Source organism: Gordonia sp. w5E2 (assembly GCF_036540975.1).
GTDB lineage: Bacteria > Actinomycetota > Actinomycetes > Mycobacteriales > Mycobacteriaceae > Gordonia > Gordonia jacobaea.
This window is the reverse complement of the sequence record NZ_CP144213.1, coordinates 3,311,330-3,323,820: the sequence shown is the minus strand read 5'-3', so window position 1 is coordinate 3,323,820 and position 12,491 is coordinate 3,311,330. Positions and strand designations below refer to the sequence as shown.

Sequence of the window (12,491 nt, the reverse complement as noted above, 5' to 3'; positions counted from 1 at the left end):
TCTCGCTCATGCCGGGTGCTCCTCGGTCGACGCCAAGATTTCTGCGAGGTGCATGGTGCGTACACCCGCCCGTTCGCGGGAGAGGAGCCCTCCGATATGCGCGAGGCACGAGTTGTCCCCTGCGACAAGAACTTCGGCCCCGGTGTCGCGGACATGCCTGGACTTGTCTGCCCCCATCGCCACCGAGACGTCGGCGTTCTTCATCGCGAAGGTGCCCCCGAAGCCGCAACACTGGTCGGCGGCAGGCAGATCGACGAGGTCGATGCCACGTACGTTGCGCAGCAACCGAATAGGTTTGTCGCCGACGCGCAGCATCCGTAGGGAGTGACACGTCGGGTGGTAGGTGACCCGGTGGGGAAAGTAGGCACCGACATCGGTGACGCCGAGGACGTCGACGAGGAACTCGCTGAGTTCGAAGAATCGTGGTGTGATCTCGTCGACGTCGAGGCACAGCCGGGTGTCGCCGGTTCGCGCGGCAACGGCCGCATGTTGGTGGCGGACCGATCCGATACACGAACCCGACGGGGCGACGATCGCGTCGTATCCGGAGAAGACGTCGACGAACTGTCGTACACCGCCGATGGCTTCGTCGGCGTAGCCCGTGTTGGTGAACATCTGCCCACAGCATGTCTGCTCGACGGGGAACTCGACTCGGATACCGAGGCGTTCGAGCAGCAGCACGGTTGCCCGTGGGGTGTTCGGCCACATCGTGTCGTTGAAGCAGGTTGCGAACAGCGCGACTCTCATCGCGTGCTGTTCTCGGTTCTGCTGTGGTGCATTGATCACCGCCAGGGCTGGGGGCTCGGGTTGGGGGCTACAACCTGAGGGCTGGTGGTCGGTGTTCCCTACGACCCGACCTGGCTTCGACGCTATGGCCACTCGCAGTGAGCGTCAACCGCTGGGCACCGTACGTTCGATGGTGGTGCTGTCGAAGCCGTCGCGGTCATCCGTCACGCGCGGAGCGCAGAGCGGCGCGGCGGAGTTCTGCCTCGGCGAAGCGTCGTTTCTGGTCGTCGGTCTCGGGCGTGAGAGGTGGCACCTCGTGCGGACGTCCGTCGTCGCCCATGCTGACCATGGTGAAGTAGCAACTGTTGGTGTGGCGGCGAATCCCGGTATGGATGTTCTCGGTCTCGACCCTGATACCGACCTCCATCGAGGTACGTCCGGTGTAGTTGATCGAAGCCGAAAGAATGAGCAATTCGCCCACGCGTATCGGTTCACGAAAGATGACGCGATCGACCGACAACGTGACCGCGTATCGACGTGAGTACCTGCTCGCGCACGCGTAGGCGACCTCGTCGAGCAGTTTGAGCAGCGTGCCACCGTGGACGTTTCCGGTGAAGTTGGCCATGTCGGGCGTCATCAGCAGTGACATCGACAACGTCGAATGGTCGGCGTCGGACACGTGATGAGTGCTCTCCGACGACCCGTGCCCGGCATCCATGTCGCGAATCGTAGCCGCCTTGACGGTGGCTGGCGTGCTGTCAGACGCGCAAACGCCCCGCGATCTGGCAAACGCGCGTGGTACACCACGGGCGTCCGCAGAATCGCGGGGCGTTTACAGAACCGTAGAACCGATCAGGTCCTCACAGCAGGTGGGCAGACCTCAGGATCAGAGGTACTGGCCGCACACGGGCCATGCGCCCGGTCCCTGAGTTGCGAGCACGTTCTCCGCAACGCGGATCTGCTCGTCGCGCGACGCGTTGGACGCGCTGCCGCTACCGCCGTTGGCCTCCCAGGTGCTCTGCGAGAACTGCAGGCCGCCGTAGTAGCCGTTGCCGGTGTTGGTTGCCCAGTTGCCGCTGCTCTCGCAGTTGGCGACGGCATCCCAGTCGTGTCCGTCTGCGGAGGCGGTCGCGGTCGCGACGCCGAACGGAGCAAGTGTGAGCGCGCCGATGATTCCGGCACGAAGGGCGGTCTTCTTCATCCGCGTGGTCATTGTTCCTCCTATCAGTCACCCGGTAAGGACGAATTGAGTGGGTGTCGGGTGACTCGAATTTGGACCAACGGCGACCTTACGGAGTGATCACGGAAAGGTCACATCGACTTTCTGACCTGCGCAGCGAGGATTAGCGAAGATAAATCTGACATTTTCATGTGAAATGCCTGCGCACTGCGGCGTTTTGCTGTGTTATTTAGCGAGTTTAGCGGTCGCCTATACTGTGAGACAGATCACCTCCATATTGTGGTCCGGCGCACAGATATCGTCGAGTTGCTCAATAATGCGTGTAGAGAAATGAGGGCGAAATGTCGGAAATCAATTCCACGACGGTCACCGTGTCTCACGACGGACCGATCGGCTACCTCACGCTGACCGATCCACGTCGACGCAACGCTCTCTCGACGTCGACGATGCAGGCAGCCACAACCGCGCTGCGCGAGTTCGATCGGGACGAGGGCGTGCGGGTGGTCGTCGTTCGAGCAGAAGGGCCGGCCTTCTCCGCTGGACACGACCTCACTGAACTCGTCGACAGAACGCTCGACGACGAGGAAGCGGTCTTCGCGACGTGTGTCGAGCTGATGACGACCATTCACGAGATCCGCCAACCGGTGATCGCGCAGGTCGCCGGGCCGGCTTTCGCGGCAGGTTGCCAATTGGTGGCCACCTGCGACCTCGCGGTGGCGTCCACGACTGCCTCGTTCAGCACGCCGGGAGTACGGATCGGGTTGTTCTGCTCGACCCCGATGGTTGCCCTGACCAGGGCGATCGGACGCAAGCGGGCGATGAAAATGCTACTCACCGGAGAACCGATCGACGCAGCGACAGCCGCGGACTGGGGACTGGTCAACGACGTCGTCGAACCCGATGCTCTCGACGGCGCTGTTCGCGATCTCGCGCTGCAGATCGCGTCGTCGAGCGCGTCGACGCTGGCGATCGGCAAGCGTGCCTTCTACCGGCAGATCGACGAGTCCGAGCCGCAGGCGTACCGCTCGATGAGTTCGACGATGGCCACCAACGCGATGACGTGCGATGCGCAGGAGGGCATGACGGCCTTTCTCGCCAAGCGAGAGCCGGTGTGGTCAGATCGGTGACTCGGAGATGACCCTGTCTCAGGCCGTGCTCTCGCCGCCGTCGCCCGCACGCAGAGTCTGCTCCTCTGCCTCGCGGATGCGTTCCTCCCGATCGTTGTGCCGTCGCGCGTCCTCGACCTCGTCTGTGGTCGGTCGGCCCGAGGAGACCAGCACGTCGGCCCAGCGGGTCGACGGATCGATGTCGATCAGGAGCGACTTGCACAGCAGCGTCAGCGGGATGGCGAGAAGCGCACCGAGCGGACCGATCACCCAGGCCCAGAAGATCAGCGACAAGAACGTGACCGTCGTGGTGAGGCCCACGGAGTCGCCGACGAACTTGGGTTGGATCACCGACTGGATCACGAAGTTGATCGCCGAGTAGACGACGATCACCCACAGCGCGAGGGTCCAGCCTCCGTCGAGGAGTGCCAGGATCGCGGGCGGGATGACTCCCAGTACGAAGCCGATATTCGGGATGTAGTTGGTGATGAACGAGAGCAGGCCCCACAGCAGCGGTAGCGGAATGCCCATCAGCCACAGGGCGCCGGTGTCCAACACGGCCACGATGAGGCCGAACACCGTCGAGACGACGAGATAGTTTCGCGTGCCCGAGGCGAACGTCTGGAATGCGTGCGCCACGTCGGGGCGAACCTTCTTCAGAACGTCGTAACGCTCATCGGCGTTGATCGAATCGACGGCCATGAACAGCAGGACGGTGAGCACCAGGATGAGGGCCGACGCCGCGTTCGCCGTGCTCGACACGACGTCGCCGACGACGTCGAACACCTTGCCCGCGTCGATATGCGAGAGCATGTCGTTGACCTTGTCTTCGCCGATGCCGTGGTCGGACAGTGCTTTCTGGACGTCGTCGATGAGGTCGTTGAACTTGTCGCTGTACTGGGGAAGTATCGTCGCGAGCCGTGCGACGCAGTAGATGACCGAACCGAAGAGTCCGAGGATGATCCCGTAGACCAGTAGGACCGTTGCGAGGAACGCCGCCCACTTGGGCCAGCCCTTGCGCCGCAACCAGCCGGGCACCGGTGCGACAGCGACAGTCATGATCAAACCGAGGAACACGGGCCCGACGATCGATCCGATCGATTTGATACCCAAGACCGCGACAACGATGCCCGCGATGGTCAGCAGCACCACGGTCCCTCGAGGAAGTGCCCAGGTCGGCGAACCGGGATCGTCGACAGCCGTCTCGCCGCTGGTCGAGGCCGATGCGCTCGTGTCGCCGGTCGCCGTTTCTGCCTCCGCTGTCGGCTTCCGTGCGGCTACCTCGTCCGAACCAGTTTCTTCGTCCGCCATGTCGACCTTTCTGTCGGCGTCGGCCCCCGCAGATATCTCGTGTGACGCAGCAATCTCGATGACGCAGCAGCACTGCCCAAAGAGCAGTTTTCCCTACAACGGGACTACCTAGAACGGGATTGCCCAGAACGCGGCGCTCCCTGTGACGGTCGTGACGAAGAAACCCGCCGCGCTCAGCATATAGACGCTCGTGCCACTCGCGAGAGAAAAACACGCGCATGCCCGGGGTCAGTCGATCCAATTCCTGGTGTACAGATCCTGCCACCGGACGTCGATGTGTTGGCGTGCGGTCGTGGTGGTCGAGGGGCCGAGAACGGACGCGAGCACGGTCGCGACGACCTCGCGTACGCGATCGGAATCGGCGACGAGATCGTCGTGATAGCGGGCGATGAGTCCGATACGCACCCGGCTGACTCCGTTTTTCGGGCTGCCCTCTGCTTGCTGGCCGTCGGTGCTCTCGGCGCTGTGGGTGGCCTCGATGCCGTCGGGGCCGTCGAGTTCCACCAGCACAACGAGTCGGCCGAGCGTATGTCGGACGCGTGTGGCGAGCAGTTGTTTGACGACGCGGTCGTTGACTCGCACCGTGCCCTCATCGGTGTCGAGGAGGCGGCCGTTGCGTCGTACGCGACCGAGTTTTCCCGTGATCGAGGAGATCAGCTGCGCGATGTCACGGTCGGGCTCCTCGAGTCGGCGGCTGGCCTCCACGAGCCAGGCGTCGGTCTCGTCGGAGTCGTCGTCCAGAATCTCGTAGCGGTCGTCGAATTCGGTGCCGGGAGAACCCGCGCCGCGGGTCGTCCTGCCTGTTCGCGTCATCGTTGTCCTCCTCTCATCGGACCCGTCCCTGTGCTGGTCGTGCCTGTGCTGGCTTGCTCGTCGTTGGTCGCGTCGGGCCGCCAGGGGGCAAGGCGGGTCGCGAGGTACCGCCTACTTCGTTGTAGGTGCCCGCGGACCGAGCCGACAGAGATCTGCAAGACCCGTGAGATTTCGGTGAGTGAGAGTCCCTCGGCTTCTCGCAGCCACCATACGGCGCGCGATGTCTCCGGAAGTGTCGTCAATTCTCGACGCAGCGCATCGACGAGAGAGGTGTGCAGCACGTCGTCGGCAGGGAGGGGATGGGGGTCGGTGAGGTCGGCGAACCGTTCTTCCGCGGTCGGAATGTCTCGGCGTCGACGCCAGTGGTCGACGGTTCTGCGATGCGCAATCCCGAACATCCACGTCTTGAACGAACTGCGAAAAGCGAAGTCGGGTAGTCCGCGCCATGCGTCGAGGAGTGTGTCCTGGGCCAGATCCTCCGCGGTCTGCGGATCGTCGACCATGCGGCGTAGGTAGCGCAGCAGCGAGGGCGAGAGTTTTGCGACGAGTACCGAGAACGCCTCGGCGTCGCCTGCTGCCGCAGCGGCAGCGAGCTCATCCTCGGAGAAGTCGCTCAACGCAGCGGCAGGAGAGGGAGCTGACGGACCGGGCGCGGAGCGCAGCGTCGCACCCGGCGCGCCCGTGTGTCGGCCCGCCGCTGTCGGTGACTCGTCACTGTGTCCGGCGTCACGCGAATTCACGCGTGCAGATATCGGATTCACTACGACTGACCTTATACGGGCGCGATGAGGAAGCGGGTCAAAGATCCCGCCGTCACCGCCCCCGTCTCGGTTACCGCCGGACGGCGCGTCGAAAGGTCGGCGCGAGCGTTCGAGGTCGTCGGGACCCGTCGTCTGACCGTCCACATGGGACGAGAATGAGGAAAGAGGAGCGTCATGGCCGAGAACGCAGCCACAGGAACCGCAACCAACCAGTCGGGCACCACCGGCACCGAGGGCGCGAAGAGCAGCGCCGTCGCACTGGCTGATGCCTCCAAGAAGGTGGCGCCCGCCGGAGAGCGCGGCAGGACGTCGATCGCCGACCAGGTTGTCGCCAAGATCGCAGGCATCGCGACCCGCGAGATCAACGGCGTCTACGACGTGGGCGGCGCGACCGAGCGCATGGTCGGCAAGGTCCGCGAGGTGATCCCGGGCACGGGCACCAGCACCACACAGGGCATCAACGTCGAGGTCGGGGAGCGGCAGGCCGCCGTCGACGTCTCGATCGTCGCCGACTACGGCGTCGCGATTCACCAACTCGCAGCAGCCATCCGACGCAACGTGATCACCTCGATCGAGCAGATGACCGGTCTCGAAGTGACGGAGGTGAATGTCACCGTGCACGACATCCACTTCGGCGACGATGACGACGACGACTCGTCGAGCACGCCGCGGGTCCAGTGATGTCTGAGTCTTCTCAATCCGAGTCCTCGCAAGCGGGATCGGTTGCGCAGCAGGTCGCCGCGGCCGCGCAGGCGGTTCCCGGGGTCACGGGTCTGCACGCCGGAGTTTTCGGCGAGGTCGCAACCTATCTGCCCGGAAGCCGGGTGAGCGGTGTGCGCATGTCCGACGACTCCGGCGAGGTGCACATCATCGTCGACATCAACCACGACCTGCGCGCGGTCGCCGACGACGTTGTCACTGCCGCATCGCGAGCAGCGGGTGTGCCGGTCTCCGTCGTCGTCGAGGACGTTTCGGTGGGACCCGCCGAGTCCCACGACGCCCCCGAGAGCACATCAGGCGGGGATACGGCCGCAGGGGAGATCCCCGTTGGCGACATTCCCGTTGGTGACATTCCCGTCGGGAGTACATCGGCGCAGGCAAATCCAACTCGATCAACAGAGGTGAACAACGATGAGTAACAACGCTGTCGTCGGTCTCATTGTCGGATTGCTCCTCGCAATCGCGGCAACGACCGGAGGCTTCACCGGCTTCATCCTGGCCATCGTCCTCGGAGCGGTGGGACTGGTCATCGGGCTGCACCGCGACGGTGTGCTCGATCTCGGCCATGTGCTGAAGAGTCGGAACCGTGGCTGATGCAGTCACCGTCACCCGCGGCGACCTAGGCAAGTCGGCGGTCGGCACGGCAGCGCCCGCACTGTCTCCAGAGGCCGCCGACTCGTCCGACCCAGGGGCGCGCGGCAGTCTGATTCTCGACGACCGCGTCGGCGAGAAGATTGCCGAGCGGGCCGCTCTCGGGGTAGACGGTGTGATCGAATCCGACGGCAAGGGTGCGTCGGTACTGAATTCGCTCAACCCGCTTGCGGGCGGCTATCCGTCTGCGTCGACCGACATGTCACAGACCGCGCCGGTCATCAAGCTCACCATCTCACTGCAGTGGCCGTGTGCGGTTGCCTCGGTGTGCGCGGAGGTTCGTGATCACGTCGCCGCCGAGGTCACCCGACTGACCGGAGTGCGTCCCGGACGCGTCGATGTGACGGTCGCCGAGATCGTGACGGCCACGCAGGCAAAGCGTCGCCAGTCGGGGTTCGTCGAGATCCCGAATCCGTCGGCTGAGTCCGGGGATTCGCCGGATCGTGTGGACCAGAACAGCGATCGAGACCAGGACACCAAACCCAGCGAGGAGGAGTCATGAGCACGGCCGCGCCGGACGCCACGCCAGAGGCCAAGACCCCAGAAGGCAAGCACGCAGAAGACAAGCATGCACGTGCCGTGATCCGCGCTCATACCGCTGACACGCACAAGGGCAAGGTCTTCAATCCCTCGGCAGGGCCGAAATCCGTTGTGTCCGGGGTGATCATTGGCGTCCTACTGCTTGCATTGGTCGCGGTCGCCATCCACGACCTGCTCGTCGAAGTGGGTTGGATCTCGGGCACCCGGTGGTTTCAGGCCGCTGCCGACTGGCTCGACGGCGCGACGTGGCAGGACTGGATGTGGGCTGCCGCAATCGGTTTCATCATCGTCGGCCTTCTCCTGCTGTGGACGGCATTGGCGCCGCGCAGGCGCACGCACGTCAGTCTCGGCGATTTCGAGGTCCTCTGGACTCGACGTGGCGATGTCGCACGCCGATTCAGCACGGCCGCGCTGTCGGTGCGGGGCGTCGAACATGCGACAACGGTCGTCGGACGACGGCGCGCCAAGGTGCTCGTGACCACCGACTCCGAGGTCGACGAGTCGGCGCTGCACGACACGCTCGATGGTGTCGCGGCGTCGTTGGAGAAGCCGTTGCGCGTGAAGCTCAAGGTTGTCACCCGACACAAGAAGGGGGCATCGCGATGAACCGCGGACCCGCGTCATTTCATCGGATAACGGCAGGGCTGATCGGTCTGATCTGCCTCGTCGTCGGAGTGGGTGCAGTGCTGTGGCAACTCGATGTGCCCAAGGTTCGGGAGTGGGCCGACCACCTCGATTCGGGCTGGCCCGCACGCCTCGACGGCACCGATTGGTGGACGTTGGTGCTGTTCGGGATCGTCCTCATCGGATTGATCTGGGGATGGTCGCTGATCTCAACGGCCATTCGCCCGAGCAAGGTCGACGACCTCGAACTCGCAGGCAGCAACGACGACGGCGACCTGGTCGTCGCACCCAAACTGATCGCGAACGCGGTCGCCGCGGACCTCGCGACACATACGATGTTCGACGACGTCTCGGCCAAGGCGCTCGACGACAGGGGCCGCAAACTCATCAGGGTCACCGTGACGGCTCCTCCGACCTACTCCTACGACGAGGTCGCCGCCGTGCTCGGACCCGAGATCGAGCTGATCCGGTCGGCTGTGGACGGTTCTGACGTGCACGTCCAGGGCCTCGTCCACTTCGAAACACCCACGAGCTGACCGGGTCTCGCCGGATGCAACGGATGTCGGCCGCGGATGTGGTGCCGTATTGGATGGCACCGATCATCCCCAACGACCAGTTCGTCGTCTACGTCTTCGCCGACGACCGTCCGGGCGACGCCGGTGAACTCGCAGCGTGGATCGCGATGAGGGCGGCGGACGTCGCAGACTTGAGACTGCGCGTCCTCGATATCCCGTTCACTCTCGATCGGCCCTACTGGGTACACGCCGACATTCTGCCGAGCCAGTTCGTCGTCGACGACGCCGAGCGCACCTGGCAGGACTGTCTGGACATCCTGGCGGACCGAATGTCCGAGCAGCTCGATCCGACTGAGATGGCCTGGCGGGTACATCTTTTCGCTCACGTGTCGGGCGTTCCGGGCACCGAGCACTCTGGCGTCGAGGTTTCGGACGCCTCTGCCGGTCCGAGCGGCGGCGTTCGTGCCGGGGTCGTCGTCGCCCTGCAGGTCTCACACGCGCTCGGGGACGGTCGACGCACCGCGGCGATCACGCGCGACCTCTTCGGACCCGCGGCGCCGATACCAGCGAACCGCGCGTATCCGATACGCGCACTTCCGGATTCGACGTTGCGCGTCGCCGGTGCGGTCATCGGTGCGGCGCGTCTACCCGCGCAGTTCGCGTGGATGATCGCTCGAGGATTCGTTGCCTGGCAACGATATCGGGCGGCTCCACCGCAACAGGCTGCAGGAGTGCCGCTCTCGCGGCTGAACCGTGCACCGGGCACGGACCGAACCCTGCGCACGCTCACCGTGGAGCGTGATGCTCTGCGCATCGGTGATCGTGGTGTCACAGTCGGGGCGCTGGTTGCGATTTCGCTGGCGTTGCCGACGTTCCTCGGTGACCCAGACGGCCGCCTCGTTATCGAGCTCACCGTTGCGAGGAACTCAAAGCGGCCATCACGCGACAACTTCCGCCGGAAAAACTCTCGCCGCAACGACTTCCGCAACGTCGGCGTCGACCTCCACGTCGACGAGCCGGATCTTGCGCAGCGGGCTCGCCTGATCGCCGGCGAGATCGACGCCGCCCGCCGCGCCGACGAGGACCCGGCGCGCGTCGCGTCGCGTGCGGCCACCGCCGCGACTCCTGCCGCGTTGACTCGTTGGGGCATCGGCCATTTCGACCCAACGGCAGTTCCCGAGCGCATCACCGGAGTCACCGTCGTGTCGTCGGTGAACCGTGGTGCGGGCGACCTCATGCTCGATGGCAGACCCGTCCTCGCGACAACGGGATTCCCTGCGCTCTCTCCTGTGCAGGGGCTGACGCACGGCGTGCACGGAATCGCCGATCAAGTCACCATCGCCGTGACCACGTCGCCGGAAATCGCCCCCGACGTCGACGACTACCTGACATTGCTGTCCGAAGCGATAGACCAGCTCGACGCCGTCAGGACCAGCGGCGTCAGAGCTGGTCGTGCGGCGCCCGCGATGGATCGTGGCCGCTCGGAAGGGAATTCCGCGAGCCACGTGTGAGCCGCTTCGGCAGCCGGTCGGCGAGCCCGCCGAGCGGTGCCACCGTCTGGTTGAGAAGGTCGACGGTCTCTGCGAGTTCGTGAACGGTGTCTTGCATCGCGATGAGATTCGGTGCGAGCGTTGCGATGACCTCGGTCAGTTCGGTGATGCGATCGAGCGTGCCGCCGGGCGTGATAGCTCGCTCGACCGCTCCGTTCTCGCCGACGAGCTGGTCGAGAAGACCCCCGTCGGCCGCGAGCCGGTCGAGGACGCCACCGGGCTCTGTCGCCTTCTCGAGCACGCCACCGGGAGCGGTGAGCTGGTCGACGATCCCGCCCTCGGACGTCAGGCGTTCGAGGATGCCCTCGTTCTCGGTGAACTGGTCGACGACTCCGCCCTCTCGGGTGAGCCGGTCGAGTGGCCCGTCTTTGGCGGTGAGCCGGACGAGGATGCCGTTCTCGTCGGTGATCTGGTCGAAGATCCCGCCCGGGGCCGTCAACTTCTCGAGAAGTCCGTCCTTGGCGGTGAGGCGGTCGACCACGCCGCCGGGCGTCACCAGCCGCTCGAGCGGACCTCCCGGCGCGATAAGCCTGCCAAGTGGGCGGTCGGGCGACATCAGATCGCTCAGTTGAGCCAGCAGCGCGAGCGGAGCGCGTGCGCCGCCGAGTTCGGCGCCGGAGACACCGATGGCCTGTCCGATCTCGTGCTGGACACTCGTCGCAGTCACTCGCGCAATGGTGACTGCCGATTCCGCGGCGGTCAGTGCCACACCTGCTATCGCGAATCCCAGGCGGAACGGCAGGTCGACGGCCGAGCGGATGTCCACAGGGGCGATGTCGGCGTCGGTGCCACGTTCTTCGACCACCACGACACCCTAGCCTTTCGACGACGCCTGATCGCCTGCTTTCGCCGCTGCCTTGGCGGCCTTCTTGAAGTCCCGAACCTTCTGCAGTGAGTCGGGGTCGGTCACGTCTGCGACCGAGCGAAATCCCTTCTTACCGTAGTCGCCGACGACCGTGGTCCAGCCTCGCGGGGCGACGTCGAGCTGCTTTGCGAGTAGTGCCGTGAAGATCTTCGCCTTCTGATCGCCGAACCCGGGCAGTGCACGGATGCGGTCGAACAGTTCTTTGCCGGTCGTTGCCGTTGTCCACAGCCGCGCGGTGTCTCCGTCGTACTCGTCGACGATGACGCGGGCGAGCGCTTGCACCCGACCCGCCATCGAGCGGCCGTAACGGTGGATGGCGGGCGGTGTGGCGCACAGGTCGGCGAAGGCCTCTGGTTCGGCGTCGGCGATCGCTTCGGGATCGAGCGAACCGAACCTGTCCCGGATCTTCGCGGGTCCGGCGAACGCGCGCTCCATCGGAAACTGTTGATCGAGCAACATGCCGGTGAGCAGTGCGAATGGGTCGGTCGACAGCAGTTCGTCTGCGGCTGGGTCCTGGGCAATCTGCAGTTTTGCCATGGCTTCATCCTAGGGACTTCTACACTGGCGCCATGCGCGAAGGGGTAGTCGGTGCAAGCAAGGTCGCGATGCGCCGGGTCGCGACGCTCGTGGGTGCAGCAGTGGTCGCCGTCACGGGACTGACGACGGTCGGTGTCGGCGGTGCGCAGGCGATTCCCGAATACAGCAACCCCAACTTCGTGACCTCGCTGAGGTGCGACAGCGCCAATCCGTGGCCGCTGGGGCCGTTGCGCATCCACGTCGATGTCTTCAGCGGCATCCGGTTCCCCTCGGACGGCCTGCCGCCCCCGGCCATCGAACTCATCGGAACCGATCGCAGCAAGGTAGGACTCGTTGAGTACTCCATGGACGTCACGGTCTCGTGGCGCAACCTGGCGACAGGCCGCACGGGTGTGGTCAGTGCGCCGAGCCGGGCACGAAACATCTCCTGGCAGATCGACATTCATCCGGGTGCGGGGCCGGTCTCGTTCGTCATTCGACAGAAGATCGGGGCCATTGCGTTCCTGCCGATGGTCAACCCGCAGTTCTCGACGTGCCGCGGCACCGCAACTGCTTTCTGAACGCCCGACTGTCACGATCTGAGCTCGATCTC

Annotated in this window: 17 protein-coding genes; 9 read left to right on the top strand and 8 right to left on the bottom strand. The window is 65.0% G+C overall.

Features of this window, described 5'->3' with window-relative positions; all coding sequences use genetic code 11:
* Positions 1–6 precede the first annotated feature (6 nt).
* The 3 genes from RND64_RS15015 to RND64_RS15005 all read right to left on the bottom strand — a co-directional run bounded on the left by RND64_RS15015 (position 7) and on the right by RND64_RS15005 (position 1,939).
* Positions 7–747: a (Fe-S)-binding protein gene (locus RND64_RS15015; RefSeq protein ID WP_049698638.1), complete on the bottom strand. Its 741-nt coding sequence runs from the start codon at positions 745–747 to the stop codon at positions 7–9.
* Between the two features lie 196 nt (positions 748–943).
* Positions 944–1,444 (bottom strand): acyl-CoA thioesterase, encoded by a 501-nt coding sequence (locus RND64_RS15010; protein ID WP_049698504.1) that lies wholly within the window; start codon positions 1,442–1,444, stop codon positions 944–946.
* A 168-nt stretch (positions 1,445–1,612) separates the two neighbouring features.
* Positions 1,613–1,939 (bottom strand): transglycosylase family protein, encoded by a 327-nt coding sequence (locus RND64_RS15005; protein WP_049698503.1) that lies wholly within the window; start codon positions 1,937–1,939, stop codon positions 1,613–1,615.
* A 308-nt stretch (positions 1,940–2,247) separates the two neighbouring features.
* Between RND64_RS15005 and RND64_RS15000 the strand changes: the two genes are divergently transcribed.
* The gene (locus RND64_RS15000; RefSeq protein ID WP_049698502.1) at positions 2,248–3,033 is read left to right on the top strand and encodes an enoyl-CoA hydratase; all 786 of its coding nucleotides are present in this window, start codon (positions 2,248–2,250) and stop codon (positions 3,031–3,033) included.
* A gap of 18 nt (positions 3,034–3,051) precedes the next feature.
* Here the strand turns inward: RND64_RS15000 and RND64_RS14995 are convergent, their stop codons facing one another.
* The 3 genes from RND64_RS14995 to RND64_RS14985 form a co-directional block, all read right to left on the bottom strand.
* A complete protein-coding gene (locus RND64_RS14995; RefSeq protein WP_049698501.1) occupies positions 3,052–4,323 on the bottom strand; it encodes an AI-2E family transporter in 1,272 nt (423 codons plus the stop codon).
* A gap of 228 nt (positions 4,324–4,551) precedes the next feature.
* Positions 4,552–5,136, bottom strand: a complete 585-nt coding sequence (locus tag RND64_RS14990; protein WP_049698500.1) for a hypothetical protein — start codon at positions 5,134–5,136, stop codon at positions 4,552–4,554.
* Complete coding sequence (locus RND64_RS14985; protein WP_414651965.1) at positions 5,133–5,897, bottom strand: RNA polymerase sigma factor; 765 nt, start codon at positions 5,895–5,897, stop codon at positions 5,133–5,135. The genes RND64_RS14990 and RND64_RS14985 overlap by 4 nt, the downstream gene beginning before the upstream one ends.
* Positions 5,898–6,071: 174 nt before the next feature.
* Between RND64_RS14985 and RND64_RS14980 the strand changes: the two genes are divergently transcribed.
* The 7 genes from RND64_RS14980 to RND64_RS14950 are packed head-to-tail and all read left to right on the top strand — an operon-like array spanning position 6,072 to position 10,458.
* A complete protein-coding gene (locus tag RND64_RS14980; protein WP_049698499.1) occupies positions 6,072–6,578 on the top strand; it encodes an Asp23/Gls24 family envelope stress response protein in 507 nt (168 codons plus the stop codon).
* Complete coding sequence (locus RND64_RS14975) at positions 6,578–7,036, top strand: hypothetical protein (protein ID WP_049698498.1); 459 nt, start codon at positions 6,578–6,580, stop codon at positions 7,034–7,036. The genes RND64_RS14980 and RND64_RS14975 overlap by 1 nt, the downstream gene beginning before the upstream one ends.
* On the top strand, positions 7,029–7,211 hold the full coding sequence (locus tag RND64_RS14970; protein WP_049698497.1) for a DUF2273 domain-containing protein: 183 nt from the start codon (positions 7,029–7,031) through the stop codon (positions 7,209–7,211). The genes RND64_RS14975 and RND64_RS14970 overlap by 8 nt, the downstream gene beginning before the upstream one ends.
* Positions 7,204–7,770: an Asp23/Gls24 family envelope stress response protein gene (locus RND64_RS14965; RefSeq protein WP_049698496.1), complete on the top strand. Its 567-nt coding sequence runs from the start codon at positions 7,204–7,206 to the stop codon at positions 7,768–7,770. Before RND64_RS14970 ends, RND64_RS14965 begins: the two co-directional genes overlap by 8 nt.
* Entirely contained in the window at positions 7,767–8,414 is a 648-nt protein-coding gene (locus tag RND64_RS14960) for a DUF6286 domain-containing protein (RefSeq protein ID WP_053117402.1), read from the top strand. Before RND64_RS14965 ends, RND64_RS14960 begins: the two co-directional genes overlap by 4 nt.
* Positions 8,411–8,968: a hypothetical protein gene (locus RND64_RS14955; RefSeq protein ID WP_049698495.1), complete on the top strand. Its 558-nt coding sequence runs from the start codon at positions 8,411–8,413 to the stop codon at positions 8,966–8,968. The genes RND64_RS14960 and RND64_RS14955 overlap by 4 nt, the downstream gene beginning before the upstream one ends.
* A 23-nt stretch (positions 8,969–8,991) precedes the next feature.
* Entirely contained in the window at positions 8,992–10,458 is a 1,467-nt protein-coding gene (locus tag RND64_RS14950) for a WS/DGAT domain-containing protein (RefSeq protein ID WP_442903951.1), read from the top strand.
* On the opposite strand, the gene RND64_RS14945 is transcribed toward RND64_RS14950, so the two are convergent.
* Both RND64_RS14945 and RND64_RS14940 read right to left on the bottom strand, forming a co-directional pair.
* On the bottom strand, positions 10,388–11,302 hold the full coding sequence (locus tag RND64_RS14945) for a hypothetical protein (protein ID WP_331436113.1): 915 nt from the start codon (positions 11,300–11,302) through the stop codon (positions 10,388–10,390). The two genes, RND64_RS14950 and RND64_RS14945, sit on opposite strands and share 71 nt — an antisense overlap.
* A gap of 9 nt (positions 11,303–11,311) precedes the next feature.
* The gene (locus tag RND64_RS14940) at positions 11,312–11,899 is read right to left on the bottom strand and encodes an HhH-GPD-type base excision DNA repair protein (protein WP_270486788.1); all 588 of its coding nucleotides are present in this window, start codon (positions 11,897–11,899) and stop codon (positions 11,312–11,314) included.
* Positions 11,900–11,931: 32 nt separating this feature from the next.
* Here RND64_RS14940 and RND64_RS14935 point away from each other — a divergent pair, with 32 nt between their 5' ends.
* Positions 11,932–12,459: a hypothetical protein gene (locus tag RND64_RS14935; protein ID WP_331436112.1), complete on the top strand. Its 528-nt coding sequence runs from the start codon at positions 11,932–11,934 to the stop codon at positions 12,457–12,459.
* Positions 12,460–12,491 lie beyond the last annotated feature (32 nt).